Source organism: Flavisolibacter ginsengiterrae DSM 18136 (genome assembly GCF_059568575.1).
In genome coordinates, this window is the sequence record NZ_JCANTR010000008.1 from 56,735 (window position 1) to 79,558 (window position 22,824).

Below are 22,824 nucleotides of genomic sequence, written 5' to 3' on the forward strand. Positions count from 1 at the left end.
TCTTTCCGGTAACGTACTTACCACCTTGCGACGATCTTAAAGTTTACCAATCTTGGGGTTAGGCGATTAGGCATGGTAAACACATTATTTTGAAAATCCTTTATCAAAAGGTAAGAAATTGTATTGGGCCGATCGATTAGGTTAAAGATCTCCAGGCTTGCCCATATATTATTAAAATTCCGGAACGGAGAATGACTTCTCCTGTTAGATTTTTCTGAATCAAGCAATAAGGCACTAAATCCAATGTCTACACGGATATATGGATTAATGCGTAAGGCATTACGGTATTTGATGCTTCCAGGAATATTGTAGGGAAGATTAGAACCATATAAGGTATTGATATAAACTTTAAAGTTTTTGTTTGTTGCCAAATAATCCTGGAAAAACATTCCAAAGGTTATTAAACGGTCCGTAGGTCTGCGTAACCATCCACCTTCCATCCTGCTACTATCGACAGGTTTAAAATTTGAATCAAGTGTATAATTGGTAAAGAAGTCATTTTCCAGGTTCTCTCTTGTTTTCATCAATCCAATACTAACCCAGCTTTCTGCATCTTTAACCAGTTCTCCAAAAAGCCTCATTTCAATTCCGGCAGCATAGGCTTTTGCCATGTTCTGTCCAAAATAACGTACACGGACATTATCAATGTCATAAGGAACCACATGGGTCATATATTTAAAATACGCTTCTGTGGTAAGCCGAAGTGGTCTTCCAAGCCCGATAAAATTGTAATCTGTTCCAATCACATACTGGCTACTTCTCTGGGCTTCCAAATGAGTATTGATCGTTCCATCATAACGTCGTAATTCACGGTAAAATGGAGGTTGGTGGTAGGTACCTCCTGCAGCCCTTAAAACAATATCTTTTTTACCGGCCGGTTTCCATGATATTCCAAACCTGGGGGAAACCAGTAGTTGACCATTAAGATCATTATAATTAAATCTTACGCCTCCATTGAAAGTATATGTATTGCCTTTTTGATGAAAAGCAATATTATCCTGCAGATAACCATTAAACTTATTGATATCCAGGTTGGCTGATGAATTCAATACTTTGTTCAATTTGAGTACATCAGGTTGATAGGGGAGTGAGTACCCTGCCGAATCCTGGTACTCCCATTCATGGAGCTTGTCCTCAATTTTCGTTTTATCATATCCTAATCCCCATTGAATAAAATGCTTTTTCCATTCATAGCTTCCTTTGTGAGACAGGTTATAATCAACAATGTTAAGCCGGTTGCGGGCAAAGTTCTGGTTGATGCCTGCTCCTAATGGGTTAACAATAACTCCATAAGAAGTGCTGGTCTTATCAAAATCCCTGTCACCAAAAAGGTAAGCTCCGGCTATATCTATATTTTCCTGTTCATCATTTTCAAAACGAGAGGACAGCCATTTTAGTTTTAATCTTTTATTGGGCTGGTAAGTGGTAGATATACCTAACATTGCGGTACTGTATTGATCTTTTTCCCTTCCTTCAAAATAAATATCCACTCCAACATTGGCTGTGAAAAAAGGAGAGAAAACACTGGAGGTTAACTGGCTGAATTCAGGAATGAGACTGAAATTTGTTTTTGATATATTTCCCAATAATTCAGTACTCCATTTTTCATTGATTTGGTAATTCACCAATGCTTGCAGGTCAGCTGAAGATGGCGTATAGCTTCCTTGGGTCTCCTGGCGTTTTAAAAGGTTTTGATTGCTGCGGTTCCTTACGCCCAACAGGTAGGTAAGCCTATTTTTTGAACCTATTCCTTCCAAATGGAAACCTTGTTCCAATAAGCTTATATAAGCAGAACCTCCTGCAGTTTTTGGCTTATTGTACTGGATGTCGAGAACAGAACTCATTTTATCTCCATACCTGGCCTGGAATCCTCCATTGTAAAAGCTAATGTTGCGAACCAATTCTGGGTTAATAAAACTGAGGCCTTCCTGCTGTCCATTTCGTACCAGGTAAGGACGAAAGATCTCGAAGTCATTTACATATATCAGGTTCTCATCAAAGCTTCCACCCCGCACATTATATTGTGAAGTAAGCTCATTGTTAGAACCCACGAAAATCTTTAGCATACTTTCCACACCCATTATGGGAGATGGAATATTAATGATTGTTTTGGGATTGGGTTTAATGAGGCCGATCTCTGTTCGTTCTCTCTGGTCTTTAACTACTACTTCTTCCAAAACTCCGGTGCCCTGTTCAAGCCTGATTGTTACATGTTCTGTTTCCTCCTCATTGAGCAAGAAATTTTGTTGGGCAGTCTTGAAGCCACTGTGTGAGAAGACGAGGGCAAAAGCTTTTTCTGCGGGAACTTTTAAGGTAAAAGTTCCGGAATCTGTTGTGGTTACCCCCTGTTGGCGACCCAGAATTGTTACTGAAACATGCGATAATGGCCGTTCTGAATCATCAAGCACTTTGCCTGTAACATTTGCCATTCTTTTTTGTGCAAAACATACAGAAGCAAATAGCAGGCTTATAATAAGGATTGGATGTCGGAGGTTCACAAAAGCAGATTTGGAATAAAAGTAATAGATAAACCAGGAAACTATATTATTTTATGATTCGCCCCATTCTCAAAGCCACAGGAAAATAAAACGGCTTTGCTTCATTGCCTGGCCATAACCTGTTCAGATCTTCCGTTATTAAAGGAAATGGTGATTTGCCGGTTTGCTTATAATAGGACCTGGCGCCAGACCAGGTAGACAAATACCCCAAAAACTGGTCTTTGGTATAAGTTAATTCAATGGTGAATGTTTTAGAAGGTAGTGGTGCAAAGTCAAATGGCACTGACCGATATCCTTCTTCTACATATTTCCTGGCACTGTCCCAGTAAGGTCCCGTAATGTCCCTGTAAAAATGTTCAATGATGCGGTTGAGTGCTTCTTCTTGCGAACGTACTAAATTATAGGTCCAGACGGCTACAACAGCAGATGGCTTGCCCACGCGGGTAGCTTCACGGTAAAAATTCTCCCAGTTCAGCCAATGATAGGCCTGTGCAACAGTAATAAGGTCAAAGGAGTTGTCTGGGAAATCTGTTTGTTCGGCTGGTGCTACAATATATTTTATATTGGGTTTATGAATAGCATTATTTAATTGTTCGGTACTTATATCAGATGCTGTTACTTTTTCAAAATAGAATGCTAATATAGAGGCCGCCTGTCCATTCCCAGTTGCGCAATCCCATGCTGCTTTACGTTCCCGGACAAACCCTAATATATATTCAAAAAGCTGGGATGGGTATACCGGACGGTATTTGGCATATGCCTCTGCATGTTCTGAAAACAGGTCTTTGGTCATATGACAAAATTATAAACTAGCCAGGCAAAAATGTTATTAAGAAACATTTGCGACATTGAAACTCAGAACAAGAGCGTTACCTGATATGTTTCAGTTGGCTGATTGTCTTTTGCGGATCACCAGAGCGGAATACCGTATTTCCTGCCACCAGGGCATGGGCCCCGGCATCAATAATATCTCCCGCATTTTCTAAAGTTACCCCACCATCCACTTCAATTATGACATTTAGTTTATTATCGTCTATCATTCGGCGCAGCTCCCTTATCTTATCCAAAGTACGGGGAATAAATTTCTGCCCTCCAAAACCCGGGTTTACACTCATCATGCAAACCAGGTCAATATCACCCAATACATCCTGCAGGGATGAAACGGGTGTGTGGGGATTGATGGCTACCCCCGCTTTCATGCCGAGTGATTTGATCTGCTGGATATTTCTGTGCAGGTGAACGCATGCTTCAATATGTACTGATAACTGATCTGCACCTGCAGCTTTAAAAGCTTCAGCATAGCGTTCGGGTTCCAGGATCATCAAATGAACATCGCAAACTTTTGTAGTTGCTTTGCGGATATGTTCTATAATTGGGAAACCAAAAGAGATATTGGGAACAAAACGCCCATCCATAACATCAAGGTGAAACCAGTCAGCTTCACTTTCATTGAGCATTTTACAATCTTCTTCTAAGCGTAAAAAATTTGAGGATAATAAGGATGGTGCAATAATTGGCATGAGATAAGATTTGCGGCCGCAAGATAAAGGAATTTATAGAGTCAGCTTTTCTTTGAATACCGGGCTCCATCTGAAGCCGGCATACTATAATTTTTCTGCAGCATCTTTTGCCTCCGAAAGCGTTTTATCCAGGCCATAAGCCCTTAGATAATTTAATTTTGCTTCCGTATTATCCCCCATGGCCTGTTGCGTTTTTCCTAAAAGGAAATAAAAGTCTGCTGATGCCGGGGCTACCTTCAGCGCAAGCGTATAGTTTTGGATTGCTTCCTTGTATCTTTTTCGATTCATTAGCAATTGACCTTTGTCCCTATAGGCATCTAAAAAATTGTAATTGAGTCTTATTGCATGATCAAAACTCTCAAGTGACTTATCTCCATTTCCTGTATTAGCATAATAGACTCCTTTGATATACCAGGCTTTTTCGCTTTCGTCCGCATTGGCTTTGATCAATGAATCGGAGAGTGTAATTGCTTTTGGATCTTTTGCATCAGCATAGGCATAAGCAAGATCATAGGCGATGGATGGGTCTGAAGGTGCAATACTATAAGCTTTTTCTAAGCTGGCCAGTGAGCCTTTTTTATCATCCTTACTGGCCAGAATCTCTGATTTAATGCTTAGTGCATCTAATTGACCAGGGTAACGGCTTATGATGCTGTTTGTAATATCCAGGGCTTTATCCAGCTCACCTTTATTTTGATACCCTCTTGCTAATCCAACCTGTAAGGCCACGCTTTGCGGAATCTTCCTGTTAGCATTTTCCAAAAATAAAATAGCAGAATCAGGAGAGCTTTTCTTTAAAAGAGTTGTCATGCTTAAGGCATATTCTTCACGAGGCGAAATTTGCCAGGCCTTCTGAAAATCCTGTTTTGCAAGAGTTAATTGATCATTTTGGTAAAGTAATACTCCTCGCTTGTAATACAGATCTGCGCGTTCAGGCGCCCTGGAAAGACTATCTGTAAAACTTGCATAGGGAGGTTGATATAAAACATTATCACGTCCTGATTCATTGCTGTTACAGGAAAATAGTATTAGTATCATTACAAATGAACACAAACTGCGCATACCCAAAACTAAATAAGGAAATCATCATATGATAATTCCCTGACAACTTTAGAGGCTTCAATTCCTATTTTTGAAACAGTTTAACAACTTATAAATTGGTTATGATGAAGATGTCTTTACTATTTTGCGCGGTTTTATATTCCTGTTGCTTACTGGCACAAGCCGATACCCTTCATTATCCAGAGGAAAAACATTTTAAGAATATCCGGCAATTGACTTTCGGAGGAGATAATGCTGAAGCCTATTGGAGCTATGATGGGAAAAATCTTGTTTTTCAAAGAACCTCTGTGAAAGATGGTATTCCCTGCGACCAGATATTTATTGGTACTCTTCCTAAAAATGATGGGAAGTTCAGTTACAGGATGGTTAGTTCTGGGAAGGGAAGGACGACCTGTGCTTTCTTTACAAAAGATAATAAGCATATTATTTATGCCTCTACCCAGCAGGCGGGTGATCAATGCCCCCCTGTTGTTGACAGGTCAAAATATGGCAACCGATATATATGGCCGGTTTATGCAGGTTATGATATCTATATGGCAGATACCAAAGGGAAGATCATTAAAAAACTTACAGATTCACCGGGTTACGATGCAGAAGCCACACTTTCCCCTGATGGGAATAAAATGTTATTCACATCCGTCCGGAATGGAGATCTTGACCTGTACCTAATGGAATTGAAGTCCGGGAAAGTAAAACAAATAACCAATACACTGGGATATGATGGTGGCGCGTGGTTTAGTCCTGATAGTAAAAAAATAATTTGGAGAGCCAGCCGCCCTTCTACTCCTGCAGAAGTCAAAGACTACAAGGACTTGTTGGCAGAAGGACTGGTGGCACCTACACAGATGGAAGTTTTTATAGCTAATGCCGATGGCACCGGGGCGAAGCAAATAACAAATTTGGGTCAAGCCAATTGGGCGCCGAATTTTTTGCCGGATGGGCGTATCATATTTTGTAGCAACCATGAATACAAAAGAGGTTTCCCGTTTAACATGTATATCATTAACCAGGACGGAACCGGATTGGAGAAAATTAGCAGGGATAAAGGGTTTGATGCATTTCCCATGTTCAGTCCTGACGGAAAAAAGATCCTTTTTTCAAGTAACAGGAATAATGGAGGAACAAGGGATACCAACGTATTTGTTGCAGATTGGATTAATTAACAGGGCTGCATACAGTCTCGAAATACAGCCTGGTAAAGAATCATGACCTAAAAAAGTCCATTTATGTATTCCGGTTGATGATTGCCGTTTCTGTTGTAGATTTGGCGCAACCAAAATCATTCAGCATGGATACCAGTTTATATGACGTTTTACTACATGTGCATAGCATAGGACGTTGGATAGTTTTATTATTGCTTCTATTTGCAATTATCAATAGCCTTATTGCTGGCAATCGTCCCTATATAAGAACTGATAACCGCCTTGGTCTTTTGCTTACAATCTCTGCAGATTTGATGTTGGTAATTGGTATTGTGCTTTGGTACTTTGGAACGCGTGGATATAAAATGATAGAGGCAGCAGGGGGAATGAGTAATGCAATGAAGGATCCTGTTACCCGGTTTTATGCTATTGAGCACCTTGTAGGTATGTTGATAGCAATTATACTTCTGCATATCGGCAAAGCCCAGGGCAAAAAACGTATAAGCGATAAAGCAAAACATCGAAGGACACTGATATTTTACTTTTTGGCATTATTGATCATCCTGGCTTCTATTCCGTGGCCATTCAGAGAAATTGGTGCTGGCAGGGGATGGTATTAATGTCTTGAAAATAAGCAACAATGAAAAGCCGGGAACTTCCCGGCTTTTCATTGTTATGGTTAGCGGGCACCCAACTCGATCACTTCGCAATCTCTAATAGCAGAACCATCAATCGAAAAGCGCAGAAGTGTCCGTACTTTATGCCACCCTTGCTTTCCCGCGGCGCCGGGGTTCATATGCAGACAATCAATTTTGTCATCATAGATCACTTTTAGAATATGCGAGTGGCCAGATATGAACAGCTTTGCTTTGTTGCTTATGATCTCCTGTTTTACACCAGGAGCATACCTTCCGGGATATCCTCCAATATGTTGCATAAAAACTTTTACGTCCTCGCAATTCCATAATAATTTTTCCGGGTAGATACTCCGTATATCATAACCATCAATATTGCCATATACACCCCTTAAAATAATATTTTTTCCGTGCTTCTTTCCAAAATCGATTAACCTATTGGCTATTTCAATTGTGCCAAAATCCCCGGCATGCCAAATTTCGTCACATTGGTCAGCGTGAATAAAAACTGACTCATCCAAATAATTATGTGTATCAGAAAGTAAAACTATTCTTTTCAATCTTTTAGTTTTGAAGCCTGAAGTTCCATTTTTTGATTAAAATCTTTTGATGTGAAATGGTCTGTCATCATTGATTCTAATCCGCTCCATTTTATGGAGATCACTTTTTTATATTTTTAGAATATTCGTTGTAGTCAATAGATAACATTTATTTGAATACTGCGAATTGTTGTTTGTCGCTTAATATTTAATTTGCCGTTTTCTCAGCCAAAATACTATAAGAGGGATCAAGTGTATACTTTATAGTTGTGTTGTAATTTTCAGTTCTGCTTCTTCTTGTCTTTTTCAGTTTTTCATTGATTGTTATTTCAACCTGGCATGTTTGATCACCGGGGTGAATGGTCATACTTGAAAAATCTGGTGCGCATTTATAAAAAGCCGGTTTAATAAAAAGGTCATTGATAAGGACCTGGAGCGAATCTTTGTTTAATTGATTGGAGCTATAATATTCATTGATGACAGGAGCGTAAAATTTCATAATAGATTGTATGTTTCTATTATTATAAGAATCATAAAGGTTTTGCAGTAAGCTGGTTACTTTGTCTTTTGTAAAGGAAACTGTTTTAGTCACTGATTGCTTTGGTGCTGTGACTGCAGTCCTGGTCGCAGCTGCTACTTGTGTATTGCTCTTATTAGAAGAAATATAATTGAACATTAAAAAGCTAATAACAAGGACTAATACGAAAACTATTGCACCAATCTTCAACTGATTGCCTTTCGCGGATTTGTAAGTGGGTTCAGGAATAACATAAGATTGTTCAGTTTGACTGATTTCGGGGACAGCAATTGGGGCCTGTGGAATAATTCGCTGAGGTTCAGGTTGAACATTTATAGTTAAGGACCTGTTTTTGGATCCGATGGTTAAAACATAATCCGTTGTATTTCTCAGAACAACCTTTTTTGTACCTGTTTTTTCAGCAACATCTCCCATGTTAGATATATGAATCCTGCTGTTGCCCCTGACTTTCCAATTGATAGTAGCCAATTCTCCTTCCCGTACATTGTATCGATCTGCATTGAATTCCAGTATCTCATCCTGTTCCACGATAGGTGGAGCTATATCTGGTTCTTTTACCGTAAAATCAAACTCGTAGATCTTTTTCCCTTCCTGTATAGGTACAATCGTTTTTTGCGACCCATTATAGATCGTAACATGATCAAAATCTTTTCTGAGAAGGCTTAACCTAAGTGGGGTAATGCCTTTTTTTATGCCATAAACCATTACATCCTTTCCTGATGGAATAGACTTGATCTCAAATTCAAACCTTTTCCATAAGTCATCATTTTCTTGTTCTTGCTTAGTTAATGGGGTTGGCGGTATGGTCCATTTTTGATGGGAAACGGGTATACCAGAAGCATCTTTATACAGCCTTGGTTTTTCAATAGTGTTAAGATCACTGAATTGGCTGAAACGTATTAGCTTATCCAGGTAAAACTGCAGGTCTTCATTAATTCCTTTTAATTTCTGAATTGTTTTGGAAGCTGAGGGATTAAAGAAATCAGATGCAGTAAAAAGTGAATGTTCATTATTGAACCCACCTTGCTCAATGTTTTCCCATATGGCAACATCTGATTTAACAGCTTCAAGGGTGGTAAGCATTACCCAAATGGAAAAACGATCTATAGATTCAAAGAAATGGGAAGACAATCTTTTTAGAGGCTGGAAGCCCGGGCTTCCTGTCTCCAGGTTTTTTCTGCCCCTGAAAGCAGGTATAAACATAGAATCATAATCTATAAGCTTTAGGTTGAAATCTGTAGCAGAAGGATGGATAAGGATATTATTGTATTTAAGATCGCCATGCCCTATTCCATCTTTTTCAAGCCCGGAGGAAAGATCTACCAATTTTTGCTGAAGAAGATAAAGTGCCTGGCTATCAGTCATATATCTATCAATGAACCGATGAAGGGGTGTGCCTTCGTCCCAATCCATTTTAACTACGGGGTAATAATGGCCGTCAATGAGTATCTCGTTATCAAGAAATTCGAAATTTACACGCCAGGACGGGTTTTTAGCATCCAGAAAAGCTGAAAGCTGCTCATATCTTTTAAAAGTTTCCAGTTCCCCCCTAAGGAAACATCGTATCGCATAGGTTTTACCATCTTTTACAGCTTTAAAAACCGCAGCTGATGTTCCAACATTAAAGCAATACTCTTTTCCAAATCCATTATCTGCATACTTAAATTCATGATCAAAAAGTGTAGAAAGGGTAGTGGGGTCTTTTCTTTCAAAAACATGGGAATATTGCTCAACTGATGGTAAGGGCATGATAAGGGTTTCTTTTATCCTGATTTTCTAATGGTAACAAGTAAAAAATTATAGCCATAAAGTGGTATAATTTTTTCTGTACATGAATAATACCAAACTTTTTAAACACCATTCTTTACATGCAGAGAATTCTTCCCGTTGCCAGCCTGTGTATAAAGCAATTTAACATTAATTATGTGAACCCTGTGGAAACGAAACTTATTGAAAACTAGTGTTATGAAGATTAGAACCCTGATTTTCCTAACCTTTTGCATTCTTTTTATAGGGTGTAAAAAATTTATAGATACTCCAAAGGAGACCTGTTTTATTCCTTATGTGGATTTTGTAGCCTATAATGTTAACCCAAGCACTCTTGAAGTTAGTTTTTCATCCATTTCTTCTTATAATGGCACTATTTCTTCGCATCACTGGGATTTTGGTGACGGTACCAGTTTCGATGGGGAAATTCCGCCAGCTCATAAATATCCCACACAGAATGCAAATTCAGCTGATAACATTTACAGGGTAAAGTATACAGTCACCAATGCCTGTGGTGAAGCTTTTTGGACAGATGATATCAAGATAAGCAAGTGCCTGGCTGATGTAAAGTTTTCTTACAAGCTTTTAAACGATTCTACAGTTCAATTTACCAATAGTACTACCAGTTCCTCCCCTGTAACCTATGTCTGGGATTTTGGAGATAGTACCAAAAACACTTCAGGAGCTACCAGCATCAATAAGGTCTATTTGTTTGATGGTAAATACACTGTAACATTAAAAGCTACAAATGCCTGTGGAGTCAATTATTTTATTGCAACCATTCCGGTATGTAAAAAACCGGTTCCATCTCAAAAAGTTACCCAATCTGGCTGTTCTACAATTGATATTGATGCTTCCGGATCGAAGAATGGAGCTTTCTATCAATGGGATTTTGGAAATGGGACAGTATTGCCTGAAACTTTTTCCCCTTCATCTCATATTAGTTATACGTATCCCAATAGCGGATCTTATAAATTGACCCTAACTGTAGTTAATAAAAACGGCTGTGACACTGTCCGGTTATCTACACAAGTAAAGATCAATGCTGTTAATGTGGTTCCAAATAATCAGTGGAGTTATACCTCTGACGATCTTGAATTTGATTTTAAACGTGAACCTGTGATCAATGCTACAAGCTATAGCTGGGATTTTGGGGATGGCACCACCTCTAATGAACAAAATCCAGGGAAAAAAATATATAGTAAACCAGGTGTTTATACACTAACGATTGGTGCAAAGAATGCATGTGGCGAATATAGTTTCACTTCATCCTTGAATGTTCCTGACTACAAGGAAATTAATAATGCCCCCAATACCAGCTTTACTGATGTTGAAGTATATTCAGCACAGGAAATATATTTCCTTGGTACCAACGGTAAATTATATAGAACAGATACTGCAGGTCATTGGTCAAATGCCATAAGCCTTCCCGGAACACTGGCTTTTAATAATGAAACCAGGTTATTTGTTGATGTCAATAATGATCTTTGGGTATATGGTAAAAAAGAGATAGCAAAGCTGGACAGGTCCTCCTTAACATGGAATTCTTTCTTTAATGAAACAGGATTTGACCGCAATACTACTATCACATCAATGGCTGTTGATAAGGCAGGAAATCTCTGGACAATTGGAGACAGGGAAGCCAGGAAAAATAATAAACCGATCAACCTGCGAAACACGAATTTTTCTTCGCTTGCTTATGATGCTTCTACAGAAAGAATCTGGTTACTGGCAAGCAATAAAGATGTACTGTATTATACCAATACAAATAGTGTTGATATTAAGAGTGTTGCTGTAAATGGAATGAGTAATGGCGCAACTGATATTAAAGTGCAACCTAACGGCGAAATATTTTTTAGCACTGTTTCAGGCATAATGAGGGTAAATAATACAGGAACAGTATTGGGAAACTTCAATGCATCAAATACAGGTGGATTGCTGGCAGGTTCGCCTAAAGATTTCGTTTTGGATGGAAGCGGCAATATCTGGGCTATTCATGTAGGTCGTTTGTTAAAGATCCCACTTAATGGTGGTGTCACTCAGAACTATTCCATTACCCCCGGCCTTACCAATCCTTCTTCACTGGATATTTTAAAGTTGTCAGCAACAGATAATGATATTATACTTTCAAAAACAACAGGTGATGCGGCTATCCAAATTAAATAAAGCATGGTTGCTTTGCCTGGTATTCCTTTTCAGGTTCTCAGCCAGTGAGGCCCAGGAAATTGTCAATAACGTTAGCATTGAAAAGGATAATGCCTCACAGTTCAGGGTCAGGTATAAATTAAACAGGAATGATGATAGCTTGAAATATAGTTCTATCCAATTAAAGATCTATCGTAAAAGAGCAGAAGCAGTTGAAGAAATATTCTCAAAAATAATCCTGGCAGACAGTGCGGCTATCCAAACTGAGAAAACCTATAGTTATACCTGGAAGCCTGTTGGTGGTACAGTTATTAACGGTGATGAATTACAGGCCCGGATCATAGTGAATTATCAAAAACCTGTTCCCAGGATTGAAGCTCCCGCACTACCTGTGAATGTGCCACCAAAAGCTAATGCCGGAGGTAATATTTCCATTCAATTGCCATTGAACCTGGTGGTTATTTTAGATGGCATCCGGTCTTATGATGAGGATGGAAAGATTGTCGCCATCCAGTGGCGACAGCTATCAGGTCCCAATAACCTTAATATATCTTCACCAACCTCCTATAAAACGTACGTAACAGGTAATTACCAACCTGGCATATATACTTTTGAATTAGCAGTTACGGATGATAAGGGAACACGTTCTACTGACCTGTGCACCATTTCGGTGAAAGCTGCTGCAACACCTGCACCGGTAGGTAATGCCGGAACTACTATAAAAAAAAAGGATAGCACCGTAGTTCGTCAGCCCGTTAAATATGAGATGCCTGCTTTGAAGGGCGGACCAGGAAATGCCCTGATTAATATATTATTGCCGGGTTTAGGACATTATTTTGTAAGCGGCGATCATTACGGAAATGACAGAAATCCTAAGGTATTTATTGTAACAGCCTTATATGCAGGTTCAATAGGTGGAGCGGTTTATTATAAACTAAAATCCAACCGGGAGTATAGTAAATACCTGCAACTGGCTCAGTATCGTGAATTTCAATTAGATACAGATGGAAATATTATTGGAGTCAGAGGCTACAACCAGGCAGAGGCAACTCAATACTTGTCTGATTCCAAAAACTCAAGGAACAACTTTTTAATTCTTACGGGTGTCAGTGCCGGTATTCTGGTTGCTGACCTAGTTTATACCTTTATAAAGGGTAATAAAAATAAAAATGCATGGAAAGTTGAAGGGGGAATGACGGTTCAACCCATACTTTCTTCTGATGGCCGCAATTTTATTGCTGGTGTTCATTTAAATTTTTAAGCAATGACCAGATCAATCATAGTCTTTTTCTTTTGCTTGTGGAGCTCTGTGGCTTTCTGCCAGGATGAAAACGTAATGCTAACCGCAGAGAAATCAAGTGATTGGATCAAAGTAGAAATGCCTGCAAGCACTGTTTCGCGCAGTCCTGCCACAGCAAGAAAAAAAACGACCCGTCCCCGTTCGCAAACTTCAGACAGGCAACCAGCTTTGCCAGCAACTCCAAAAGATGATTTTGATAAAACCAATAACAAGGTAAAAAGGTTTAAGAAAGGTTAAATAGTTACAAAAGAGCTATATTCTATACGCTATGAGCATATAAATTGAAACATGGTTGAAAAAATAGCAGGTAATTATTATTGAATATATCAATGCGAAGCCTACATTTGTAGCAGTTCTTTTAGTCACTTATCAAGAAAGGTGTAGGGAATTGGCCCGATGATACCTTAGCAACCGCTCACGATTTCTAAGGAACTTGTGAAAAAGGTGCTACTTCCATCCCGGGAACGGGAGAGATAAGTCAGATGCTACTATTATTTTAACGACTGTTACATAATGAAGCACTTCTGATTTATCAGGAGTGCTTTTTTTTGCCCTGCATTAAAAGCTCCTGGTAAGTCTTGATGGGTGATTGGATTCAATCACGTTTAATTTAAAAAAGATGAAAAAGGCAACAACATTTACAATGACGAACACAGGCAAATCTTCCAATATTTTGGATGCTTGTTGTTGTTGCTGCGCTTCTTCCTGTTGTATGCAGTAGTATATCCTTCTCTGCATTTTCCCGATTGCTTACTATTTACTGGTTCACTAATTAATACTTAACAGTATGTCTGTTTTATTAAAAGACAGTTTCCTGTCTTTAAAAAAAGATGTTTTACAATTATCTGTAACGGACACCCTGAAAAAGCTTTATGAAGCTTTCCCTGGGAAACTGGTCTTTTCTACCAGCTTTAGCTATGAGGACCAGGTAATTACAGATCTTATTAGCCGATCGGCTCCTGTTCAGATATTTACTTTGGATACAGGACGCCTATTCCCTGAAACCTATACTACATGGACAAGGACACTTGAACAGTATGACATTTTTATACATGCCTATTATCCAAATGAAGCTGATCTGAAACAGTTTGTTACGAGCAATGGTCCTAATGCTTTTTACCAGTCCGTAGAGCTTAGAAAAAATTGTTGTGCTATCCGTAAAGTGCAACCTCTTAAATCTGCACTGGCAGGCAATGCCGTATGGATCACTGGCCTTAGAGCACAGCATTCCGCAAATAGGAATGACCTGGAAGTTTTGGAATGGGATGAAACAAACCAGATCATTAAATACAATCCTTTATTGGATTGGACAACAGACCAGGTTAGAAATTATATTGATGAACACAATATACCATACAACGCATTGCATGACCGGGGTTATGTAAGCATCGGTTGTGCTCCATGTACAAGGGCTATAAAACCAGGAGAAGATTTTCGCGCCGGAAGATGGTGGTGGGAAGATGAAAATAAAAAGGAATGTGGATTACACGTTCACACGATAAGTAAATAAATATTTCTATGAGTTATCAACTGGATTATCTCGAACAACTGGAATCTGAGGCTATCTATATTTTAAGAGAGGTAGCCGGGCAATTTGATCGCCCCGCATTGCTTTTTTCGGGCGGCAAGGATTCCATAACCCTTGTTCACCTGGCATTAAAAGCTTTCCGCCCGGGTGCATTTCCTTTTCCATTAGTGCATATTGATACTGGTCACAACTTTCCTGAAGCTTTAGCTTTCCGTGATCAACTGGTGGAGAAACTTGGCGAGCGTCTTATTGTTAGAAAGGTTGCAGATACTATTAAGAAAAAAGGATTGAAAGAAAAATCGGGAAAATTGGCAAGTCGTAATGCACTGCAAACATTTACCCTTCTGGATACCATAGAGGAATTTGAATTTGATGCCTGTATTGGAGGTGCACGCCGTGATGAAGAAAAGGCCAGGGCAAAGGAAAGGATCTTTTCAGTGCGTGATGAATTTGGAGGATGGGAACCGCGCAAGCAAAGACCGGAATTATGGAATATATATAATGGTAAGATCAATAAAGGAGAAAATGTTAGAGTATTTCCTATCAGTAACTGGACCGAACTGGATGTTTGGAATTATATAAAAAGGGAAAACATTGACCTGCCTGCAATTTACTTCTCCCACGAAAGAGAAATCCTGGAATATGAAGGACAGTTGATAGCTGCATCTGAATACATAAAACTGGAAGAATCTGACATCATAACCACGAAGAGAGTAAGGTATCGTACAGTTGGAGATATGACCTGTACAGCTGCTGTGGAAAGCCAGGCAAATACATTGGACGAAGTCATAGCAGAGATCACAGCTACAAGAATTAGTGAGCGCGGCGAGACCCGAATTGATGACAGAATATCAGAAGCGGCCATGGAAGACCGTAAAATAAACGGATACTTCTGATAGAAATTTATTAAGCAAGTTAAAACCATATTATAATGGATCTATTACGATTTATCACGGCTGGTAGTGTTGATGATGGAAAAAGTACGCTTATTGGTCGTTTGCTGTATGATAGTAAAAGCATTCTGGCGGACCAGTTGGAAATATTAAAAAAACAAAGCAGGCACAATGAACATGCTGATATTGACCTTGCCCTGTTGACGGATGGACTAAGAGCTGAGAGAGAACAGGGAATTACCATCGATGTTGCCTATAAATACTTTTCTACCCCGGTTCGTAAGTTCATTATTGCAGATGCACCAGGCCATATTCAGTATACCAGGAACATGATCACAGGCGCATCAAATTCTGATTGCATTATTATACTAATAGATGCAAGGAACGGAGTGATTGAACAAACACGAAGACATTCCATTATTGCTTCCCTTTTAAAAATACCACATGTTATAGTGGCTATCAATAAAATGGATATGGTGGGTTATGATAAGGCGGTTTTCTCCAATATTGTTTCTCAATACCAGGACGTTGCCAGGGAACTTGAGTTGAATGATGTGTATTATATTCCCATTAGTGCGCTCAAAGGGGAAAATATTATTGAGCCCTCATCAAACCTTCCATGGTTCAAGGGTGATACACTTCTTTCCCACCTTGAAAATATTGAAGTGGCAAAAGATGAAAGAACACTATCAAGATTTGCAGTACAGTATGTAATCAGGCCCCAGGCCGATGAATTACACGATTACCGTGGATATGCAGGAAGAATTTCCAGTGGCACTTACAGCAAAGGAGATGATGTCAGGATCTTTCCATCCGGCTTTTCCTCCCGGATCAGCCAGATAGAGGTGAATCAAAAAGAGGTGGAAACAGCTTTCGCTGGTCAAAGTATTATTCTCCACCTGGCTGATGATATTGATATAAGCCGTGGTGACGTTATAGTAAAATCCAATCAATTACCCCGGATAGAGAACGAATTCCAGGTGCTGATGTGCTGGATGGACAATACTGAATTAACTACTGGCAACAGGTATATACTTCAACATGGCAGTCGCAGGGTAAAAGCCCTGGTTAAAGGAATTGACTATAAGCTTGATGTGAATACCCTTTCCCGTGAACCATTTCCCGGCTCCGTGAAATTGAACGATATAGTGAGGGCTACAATTAAAACAGCAGAACCTCTGGCTTTTGACCGCTACATTGATCTTCCGGTTAATGGTTCTGCTATACTTATTGACCAGACAAGTAATATGACTGTTGGGGCTTGCCTGATACAGTAAACAATAAAACAAGAATTCATTTTATCCTCCAATGATGCGGCAATGAATAACATAAATTATGGAAAAGTATACCTGATAGGTGCAGGGTGTGGCGATCCTGATCTAATCACTGTTAAAGGAATGCGCCTTCTTCAGCAGGCGGATGTTATATTGACAGATAGGTTGGTAAGTGCGGAAATCATAGAGCGGTACACATCTTCAAGTGCTGAAGTTATTTATGTTGGTAAGCAATGTCGCAAAGGTGAATCTACTCCACAGGCAACTATTAACGAATTGATGGTATTATATTCAAGTGAAGGCAAAAATGTGGTTCGGTTAAAAGGTGGAGATGTATCCGTGTTTTCCAACATACTGGATGAACTGGAAATTCTTCATAAATATTCCATTCCATTTGAGATTGTTCCAGGAATTACTGCGGCTCTTGGTGCGGCTGCTTATGCGGGTATCCCCCTTACTGCAAGGAATTATGCAACGGCAGTCCGTTTCTTAACTGCGTATCGTTCGGATGTCGTTTCGGAAGAATATTGGAAGGACCTGGCACGAACTGAGGATACCCTGGTTTTTTATATGTCTTCGGAAACATTGCCGGATGTCATCAGCAATCTGGTACAGCATGCTATAGATCCAGCCAGGTTGTTGGCGGTGATCGAGCAGGCCACAACTCCTTTCCAAAAAACATATGTGGGTTCATTGTATGAATTTGAAGAGAAATGGGGGCACAAGCATTTTTTATCTCCCAGCCTGGTCATAATTGGAAAAGTAGTGTCCTTACACCAACAGTTTGATTGGTTCAAAGGAGCAAGGACAAACGGTAAGTATTTCGATGCTGAGCATGAACGCACAAGGGTATCACGGGAATCTTTTGGTTTAACTGCATAAATAAACATGATGTTACCAGATCCAAAAATGAAAATAGTCCAGGATTTAGTTGCAGATCTTTCGAAGGAGGAGATCATCTGGCTTAATGGTTATTTATCAGGTGTGGCTTCCCTGGATAGAAAACAGGAAACTGTTGCAGCAAATGTGCGTAAAATAACCATTGCTTATGGTACAGAAACCGGCAACTCGAAAAAGCTGGCTACCAGTTTTGCAGCACGAGCCAAGAAAAACGGGATTCAATCCAAACTGGTTTCGTTGGATCAATATCGTCTTTCTGATCTTTCTAAAGAGGAGTGGTTTTTTACCATCATTAGTACACAAGGTGAAGGAGAACCACCTGCTACTGCTAAAAAGTTTTATGACCACCTGCACCAGGAAAATATTTCTTTGTCCAGTGTGCGCTATGGTGTGCTGGCTTTGGGAGATACAGCCTATCCTTTGTTTTGTAAAGCGGGTGAAGATGTAGATGCCCAATTTCAAAGGTTAGGTGCCATCCGTGTTATGCCCCTTCACAAGCTTGATACTGATTATGAAGTGGAGGCTGAAAACTGGATCACGAGTTTACTGGATTCATTCACCACATCATCTCCGGCCGCGCCCCGGGTGGTTCAGCCATCAAACACTAAAACCAAGCAGCATTATAAAGGCAAAGTATTGGCTTCTATCAACCTTAATGGTTCAGGTTCATCTAAAGAAACCTATCACATTGAAATTGCTGCCAATGGAGTCCATTATGAACCTGGAGATGCACTTGGGTTGATTCCAATGAACTCCAAAAATGTAGTAGACAAAATTATTAACCTGACTGGTGCAGATGAAAACAAACCGGTAAGTTATAAGAATACAGAAACACCACTTGGGGAGCTTTTGAGATCCAGGTTATCTGTGGTTCATCTTTCTGAAAGAGTGGTTAAAAAATATAGTGAAATCGTACAACAGGATATACCGCTTACCAGGATGGACCTGCTTGATCTTTTAAGGATCTATCCGATAAGTCAACCTTCTCAATTCCTGCCAATTGTCGAGGCCATGGATTCAATCACGCCGAGGTTGTATTCGATTGCTTCTTCGCCATTGGCACACCAGGATGAAGTGCACCTTACGGTAGCCAAAAACACATTTCTGATTAATGAACAGAAAAGAAATGGTTTGTGTTCCTCTTTCCTGTCTCAACTAAAGGAGGGAGATGATTTTGATTTTTACATTCATAAAAACCAGTTGTTCAAAATGCCTTCCCGGGATAAAGATATTATCATGATCGGGCCGGGAACTGGAATAGCCCCTTTTAGATCTTTTGTAGCCCAACGGGATGCAGAAGGCGCTGAAGGCAGGAGTTGGTTGTTTTTCGGTGATCAACATTTTACAACTGATTTCCTTTACCAGGCTGAATGGCAAAACTGGTTACAGGTAGGAGCTTTAACCAGGATGAATGTAGCGTTTAGCCGGGACCAGGATCAAAAGTTATATGTGCAGCATAAGCTGTTACAGCATGCCGGTGAATTGTTTGAGTGGATGGAAGGGGGTGCCTATGTGTATATATGTGGTACCAAGGATCCAATGAGTGTTGATGTTGAAAATACCCTGTTGCAGATCATAACTGAATACAAACATCTGGATGAAACACAGGCTATGAATTACCTGTTTGAAATGAAAGAGAACGGCCGCTTATTAAAGGATGTCTATTAAATAATAGTTCATCACACAGGAATATTCCTGGAAAAAGAAATAACAATGGCAGAACAAAAGAATTTATCGGTGGTTGAAAAGATCAAGAAGTCAAGCGATGGGTTGAGAGGCACACTGAAAGAGAGCTTACAGGATGAGTTGACCGGAGCTGTCCGGGAACAGGATCATGCTTTGATTAAGTTTCATGGCATGTACGAACAGGATGACCGTGATCTAAGGGAAGAACGAGCAATGAAAAAGCTGGATAAGCTCTATTCGTTTATGATCCGGCTGCGTATCCCTGGTGGATTGATCACTCCGCAACAATGGATCGCTGCCCATCACATTGCAGGTCATTACTCTACTGGTGTCATAAAGATCACCACAAGGCAAACTATACAATTACATGGCATATTAAAGCGTGATATAAAACCAACCTTAAAGGATTTTAATGCTGTGGCATTGGATTCAATTGCAGCCTGCGGTGATGTGAACCGCAATGTTATTTGCAGCAGTCATCCTTCCCAATCTCCATTACATAAGCAAATACATGATTACGCAGGGAAATTAAGTGAAGTCCTGCTTCCAAAAACAAGAGCCTTTTACGAGATATGGCTTGATGAAGAAGTGCTGGCAGATAAAAAGGAGGAAATAGATCCATTGTACCAGGATCATTATTTACCGCGAAAATTCAAGATAGCCATAGCCATTCCACCTAATAATGATGTAGATGTATTTGGTAATGACCTGGGGCTGATTGCAATCATTGAAAATGAAACCCTGCTTGGTTTTAACCTTGCAATAGGCGGAGGTTTAAGTTCCACGCATGGCAATCCTTCTACCTATCCAAGATTAGCTACAGTAATAGGCTTTGTACCTGCAGATGATAAGTTGATGAAGGCTGTATATGAAGTGCTAACCATACAAAGAGACTATGGTAACCGCAGTGATCGCAAACAGGCACGGTTGAAATATACAATAGATAACATGGGCGTAAATTCCTTTAAAGCAGAATTGGAACTAAGATGTGGATTTCCCTTAGAAGAAGCAAGGCCTTACCAGTTTACTGAAAGAAAAGATTATTATGGCTGGAAGCAAAATAGTGAAGGGAAATGGCATTATACCATTTTTGTTGAGAATGGCAGGGTAGTGGATGATGAGCAGGTATTATTAAAAACTGCATTATTAAAAGTTGCAGAAACAGGCTTTGCCCAATTTCGTTTTACACCCAATCAGAACCTGATCCTAAGTGATATTGATGAAAGCCATAAAGATCAAATCGAAGAAATATTAGATCAATTTGGGATTATTGGCCATACCAATAATTCCAGTTTCTTAAGAAAAAATGCCATTGCCTGTGTGGCTTTTAATACATGTCCTCTTGCATTGGCAGAAGCACAGCGATATTTACCTGAACTCATTAGTAAAATAGAACCCTTACTTTCAAAATATCACCTGGAGTCAGAAGAAATAAGTTTACGAATGACTGGTTGCCCCAATGGATGCGGCCGATCTCCTTTAGCAGAAATAGGTTTTATTGGAACAGCATACGGGCGCTATAATCTCTACCTCGGAGGTGACAGGTTGGGAGAAAGATTGAACCAAAAATTCAAAGACAATTTGGATGAGCAAGAGATACTTACAACTTTAGATGAAGTATTTTCTGATTACAGTTTGAGCAGGTTAAATGGTGAGACTCTGGGCGATTTTGCCAGGAGGAAATATTCTGAACAGCGATAAAAAAATTTATGGAATCAGAAGTTTTACATAAGGAAGAATTAGGCCAGGTTGAAGAAGGCATCAATCGCCTGTTCCCTGTTTTTCTCAAGTTGGAAAATTTGCACGTGTTGCTGGTAGGGGCGGGAAATGTAGGATTGGAAAAACTAAAAGCGATGCTTCAAAATGCACCCAATACCCACATCACTGTAGTGGCTGGTAGGGTGTCTGAAGAAGTGAGGCATTTCTCAACCAGTGCTCCTTATGTAACTATTATTGAAAGAGATTTTGAACCAACGGATCTGTTGTTGATAGATATTGTTGTTATAGCTGTAAATGATAAGAATGTAAGCCAGGAGATCCGTTTATTAGCAAAAGAGAGAAACTTATTGGTAAATGTTGCCGATACTCCAGGTCTTTGTGATTTTTATCTCGGATCGATCGTCCAGAAGGGTTCTGTAAAAATTGCCATTTCCACTAATGGCAAATCTCCTACTATGGCCAAAAGGTTGAAAGAAGTATTAAATGCTGCTATACCTGCAGAAATAAATAATGCAACTGACAATCTGCATATTATACGTAACAGGCTGAATGGAAGTTTTGCCACCAGGGTCAAAAAGCTGGATGAACTTACGAAGGGACTTGTGGAAAAGGATAACGCCGAAAAAGAAAAACAATGGAAAAGAATTGCCACTATCAGTATCACAGCTTTTGCATTAATGCTGCTGGGACATTTTATATTTTCTTATATACCATTAAAAGAATTTGCGATAACGGCAATTGATTGGACCAAAACCCTGGACCGAAATTTTTTATGGATGATCCTTGCAGGTTTTCTTGCCCAAATGGTTGATGGAGCCACCAGTATGGGATATGGAGTTACAAGTGCTATTGTACTGATGTCAGCAAACGTAAGTCCCGCAGCTATTAGTGGAAGCATTCATACAGCTGAAATGTTTGCCAGTGGTGCTTCCGGGTACAGCCATTACAAGTTTGGAAATGTAAATAAAAAGATGTTCAAGGCATTGCTTATACCAGGTATTCTCGGTGCGGTGCTCGGGGCGGTGTTGTTGGTTAAATTGGGCGAGTCACACATATCCTATTTAAGGCCGGCCATGGCAGTATATACCTTGTTCCTGGGAATAAAGATTTTTATCAATGCCTTTAAAAAAACCAATGTAAAAAAGAAATTTAAACATTATGGATGGTTGGCGGGTGTTGGAGGTTTTCTGGATTCATTCGGAGGTGGGGGCTGGGGGCCTATTGTTTCTGCTACACTGATAACTAAAGGTAGAACACCACGCTTTGTGGTAGGATCTGTTAGTCTTACCGAGTTCTTTGTGACCCTGGCAAGTGCGTTTACCTTTTTTACCCTGATAGGTGTTCAACATTGGCAGGTTATACTTGCCTTAGTCATTGGAGGCCTCATTGCTGCTCCGATTGCAGCCAGGCTTTCAGGCAAATTGCCCAAAAAGGCTTCCTTTATTTTATTGGGTGTTATAGTAGTGCTCTGGAGTGTGCGCATACTAATCAAAGTTTTGTAAGAAAATATGAAACAGCCTTATATAACAGCCAGGATCTACTATTTTTTAGATTGTCACATTCTAATGACTCAACATACAAGCGTTTCTCTTATTCGATGTTGTGTCGTTTAGTTCTCTTCCCTTCAGATCTTAATTTAAAAGATCACCAGCAGATATCGCCGGCCGGTAAAACCCTG

Annotated in this window: 19 protein-coding genes and 1 riboswitch; of the genes, 12 read left to right on the forward strand and 7 right to left on the reverse strand. The window is 39.7% G+C overall.

Annotation, left to right across the window (positions count from 1 at the left end; translation table 11 throughout):
• Positions 1 to 17 precede the first annotated feature (17 nt).
• From BP74_RS10055 to BP74_RS10070, 4 genes are all read right to left on the reverse strand, one after another.
• Positions 18 to 2,498, reverse strand: coding sequence for a TonB-dependent receptor (locus BP74_RS10055; RefSeq protein WP_496373661.1), 2,481 nt, complete (start codon positions 2,496 to 2,498; stop codon positions 18 to 20).
• A gap of 46 nt (positions 2,499 to 2,544) precedes the next feature.
• Positions 2,545 to 3,291 carry a class I SAM-dependent methyltransferase gene (locus BP74_RS10060; RefSeq protein ID WP_496373663.1) on the reverse strand — a complete coding sequence of 249 codons (747 nt, stop codon included), beginning with the start codon at positions 3,289 to 3,291 and terminating at the stop codon, positions 2,545 to 2,547.
• Positions 3,292 to 3,367: 76 nt separating this feature from the next.
• Positions 3,368 to 4,018 (reverse strand): ribulose-phosphate 3-epimerase, encoded by a 651-nt coding sequence (gene rpe / locus BP74_RS10065; RefSeq protein ID WP_496373665.1) that lies wholly within the window; start codon positions 4,016 to 4,018, stop codon positions 3,368 to 3,370.
• 84 nt (positions 4,019 to 4,102) lie between these two features.
• Positions 4,103 to 5,080 carry a tetratricopeptide repeat protein gene (locus tag BP74_RS10070; RefSeq protein WP_496373667.1) on the reverse strand — a complete coding sequence of 326 codons (978 nt, stop codon included), beginning with the start codon at positions 5,078 to 5,080 and terminating at the stop codon, positions 4,103 to 4,105.
• Positions 5,081 to 5,190: 110 nt separating this feature from the next.
• On the opposite strand from BP74_RS10070, the gene BP74_RS10075 reads away from it, so the two are divergent.
• Entirely contained in the window at positions 5,191 to 6,243 is a 1,053-nt protein-coding gene (locus BP74_RS10075; RefSeq protein ID WP_496373669.1) for a TolB family protein, read from the forward strand.
• A 125-nt stretch (positions 6,244 to 6,368) separates the two neighbouring features.
• The gene (locus tag BP74_RS10080) at positions 6,369 to 6,842 is read left to right on the forward strand and encodes a hypothetical protein (protein ID WP_496373671.1); all 474 of its coding nucleotides are present in this window, start codon (positions 6,369 to 6,371) and stop codon (positions 6,840 to 6,842) included.
• Positions 6,843 to 6,901: 59 nt separating this feature from the next.
• Here BP74_RS10080 and BP74_RS10085 read toward each other — a convergent pair whose 3' ends face one another.
• Entirely contained in the window at positions 6,902 to 7,417 is a 516-nt protein-coding gene (locus BP74_RS10085) for a metallophosphoesterase family protein (protein WP_496373673.1), read from the reverse strand.
• Positions 7,418 to 7,604: 187 nt separating this feature from the next.
• Positions 7,605 to 9,683 (reverse strand): protein kinase family protein, encoded by a 2,079-nt coding sequence (locus BP74_RS10090; protein ID WP_496373675.1) that lies wholly within the window; start codon positions 9,681 to 9,683, stop codon positions 7,605 to 7,607.
• 216 nt (positions 9,684 to 9,899) lie between these two features.
• Between BP74_RS10090 and BP74_RS10095 the strand changes: the two genes are divergently transcribed.
• Genes BP74_RS10095 through BP74_RS10105 form a run of 3 tightly spaced genes read left to right on the forward strand, consistent with a single transcriptional unit; the run spans position 9,900 to position 13,383 of the window.
• On the forward strand, positions 9,900 to 11,867 hold the full coding sequence (locus tag BP74_RS10095; RefSeq protein ID WP_496373677.1) for a PKD domain-containing protein: 1,968 nt from the start codon (positions 9,900 to 9,902) through the stop codon (positions 11,865 to 11,867).
• Entirely contained in the window at positions 11,845 to 13,107 is a 1,263-nt protein-coding gene (locus tag BP74_RS10100; RefSeq protein ID WP_496373679.1) for a PKD domain-containing protein, read from the forward strand. Before BP74_RS10095 ends, BP74_RS10100 begins: the two co-directional genes overlap by 23 nt.
• A gap of 3 nt (positions 13,108 to 13,110) precedes the next feature.
• The gene (locus BP74_RS10105; RefSeq protein ID WP_496373681.1) at positions 13,111 to 13,383 is read left to right on the forward strand and encodes a hypothetical protein; all 273 of its coding nucleotides are present in this window, start codon (positions 13,111 to 13,113) and stop codon (positions 13,381 to 13,383) included.
• Between the two features lie 126 nt (positions 13,384 to 13,509).
• Positions 13,510 to 13,626, forward strand: a riboswitch (SAM riboswitch).
• 78 nt (positions 13,627 to 13,704) lie between these two features.
• On the opposite strand, the gene BP74_RS10110 is transcribed toward BP74_RS10105, so the two are convergent.
• Complete coding sequence (locus tag BP74_RS10110) at positions 13,705 to 13,884, reverse strand: hypothetical protein (RefSeq protein WP_496373683.1); 180 nt, start codon at positions 13,882 to 13,884, stop codon at positions 13,705 to 13,707.
• 49 nt (positions 13,885 to 13,933) lie between these two features.
• Here BP74_RS10110 and BP74_RS10115 point away from each other — a divergent pair, with 49 nt between their 5' ends.
• Genes BP74_RS10115 through BP74_RS10145 form a run of 7 tightly spaced genes read left to right on the forward strand, consistent with a single transcriptional unit; the run spans position 13,934 to position 22,648 of the window.
• Positions 13,934 to 14,656, forward strand: a complete 723-nt coding sequence (locus BP74_RS10115) for a phosphoadenylyl-sulfate reductase (protein WP_496373685.1) — start codon at positions 13,934 to 13,936, stop codon at positions 14,654 to 14,656.
• Positions 14,657 to 14,664: 8 nt separating this feature from the next.
• Positions 14,665 to 15,570, forward strand: a complete 906-nt coding sequence (cysD, locus tag BP74_RS10120) for a sulfate adenylyltransferase subunit CysD (protein WP_496373687.1) — start codon at positions 14,665 to 14,667, stop codon at positions 15,568 to 15,570.
• Positions 15,571 to 15,605: 35 nt separating this feature from the next.
• On the forward strand, positions 15,606 to 16,844 hold the full coding sequence (locus BP74_RS10125; protein WP_496373689.1) for a sulfate adenylyltransferase subunit 1: 1,239 nt from the start codon (positions 15,606 to 15,608) through the stop codon (positions 16,842 to 16,844).
• Between the two features lie 42 nt (positions 16,845 to 16,886).
• Complete coding sequence (gene cobA / locus BP74_RS10130) at positions 16,887 to 17,723, forward strand: uroporphyrinogen-III C-methyltransferase (protein ID WP_496373691.1); 837 nt, start codon at positions 16,887 to 16,889, stop codon at positions 17,721 to 17,723.
• A gap of 9 nt (positions 17,724 to 17,732) precedes the next feature.
• Entirely contained in the window at positions 17,733 to 19,409 is a 1,677-nt protein-coding gene (locus BP74_RS10135; protein WP_496373693.1) for a diflavin oxidoreductase, read from the forward strand.
• A 45-nt stretch (positions 19,410 to 19,454) separates the two neighbouring features.
• A complete protein-coding gene (cysI, locus tag BP74_RS10140) occupies positions 19,455 to 21,128 on the forward strand; it encodes an assimilatory sulfite reductase (NADPH) hemoprotein subunit (RefSeq protein WP_496373695.1) in 1,674 nt (557 codons plus the stop codon).
• Positions 21,129 to 21,136: 8 nt separating this feature from the next.
• Complete coding sequence (locus BP74_RS10145; protein ID WP_496373697.1) at positions 21,137 to 22,648, forward strand: TSUP family transporter; 1,512 nt, start codon at positions 21,137 to 21,139, stop codon at positions 22,646 to 22,648.
• Positions 22,649 to 22,824 lie beyond the last annotated feature (176 nt).

Bases quoted from the DNA above. Each gene is read 5' to 3' on its own strand.
- BP74_RS10100 (WP_496373679.1), top strand. From the start codon at position 11,845: ATGCGGCTATCCAAATTAAATAAAGCATGGTTGCTTTGCCTGGTATTC.
- cobA (WP_496373691.1), top strand. From the start codon at position 16,887: ATGAATAACATAAATTATGGAAAAGTATACCTGATAGGTGCAGGGTGT.
- BP74_RS10125 (WP_496373689.1), top strand. From the start codon at position 15,606: ATGGATCTATTACGATTTATCACGGCTGGTAGTGTTGATGATGGAAAA.
- BP74_RS10080 (WP_496373671.1), top strand. From the start codon at position 6,369: ATGGATACCAGTTTATATGACGTTTTACTACATGTGCATAGCATAGGA.
- BP74_RS10060 (WP_496373663.1), bottom strand. From the start codon at position 3,291: ATGACCAAAGACCTGTTTTCAGAACATGCAGAGGCATATGCCAAATAC.
- BP74_RS10090 (WP_496373675.1), bottom strand. From the start codon at position 9,683: ATGCCCTTACCATCAGTTGAGCAATATTCCCATGTTTTTGAAAGAAAA.
- BP74_RS10075 (WP_496373669.1), top strand. From the start codon at position 5,191: ATGTCTTTACTATTTTGCGCGGTTTTATATTCCTGTTGCTTACTGGCA.
- BP74_RS10145 (WP_496373697.1), top strand. From the start codon at position 21,137: ATGGAATCAGAAGTTTTACATAAGGAAGAATTAGGCCAGGTTGAAGAA.
- BP74_RS10110 (WP_496373683.1), bottom strand. From the start codon at position 13,884: ATGCAGAGAAGGATATACTACTGCATACAACAGGAAGAAGCGCAGCAA.
- cysI (WP_496373695.1), top strand. From the start codon at position 19,455: ATGGCAGAACAAAAGAATTTATCGGTGGTTGAAAAGATCAAGAAGTCA.
- BP74_RS10070 (WP_496373667.1), bottom strand. From the start codon at position 5,080: ATGCGCAGTTTGTGTTCATTTGTAATGATACTAATACTATTTTCCTGT.
- cysD (WP_496373687.1), top strand. From the start codon at position 14,665: ATGAGTTATCAACTGGATTATCTCGAACAACTGGAATCTGAGGCTATC.
- rpe (WP_496373665.1), bottom strand. From the start codon at position 4,018: ATGCCAATTATTGCACCATCCTTATTATCCTCAAATTTTTTACGCTTA.
- BP74_RS10095 (WP_496373677.1), top strand. From the start codon at position 9,900: ATGAAGATTAGAACCCTGATTTTCCTAACCTTTTGCATTCTTTTTATA.
- BP74_RS10105 (WP_496373681.1), top strand. From the start codon at position 13,111: ATGACCAGATCAATCATAGTCTTTTTCTTTTGCTTGTGGAGCTCTGTG.
- BP74_RS10135 (WP_496373693.1), top strand. From the start codon at position 17,733: ATGTTACCAGATCCAAAAATGAAAATAGTCCAGGATTTAGTTGCAGAT.
- BP74_RS10115 (WP_496373685.1), top strand. From the start codon at position 13,934: ATGTCTGTTTTATTAAAAGACAGTTTCCTGTCTTTAAAAAAAGATGTT.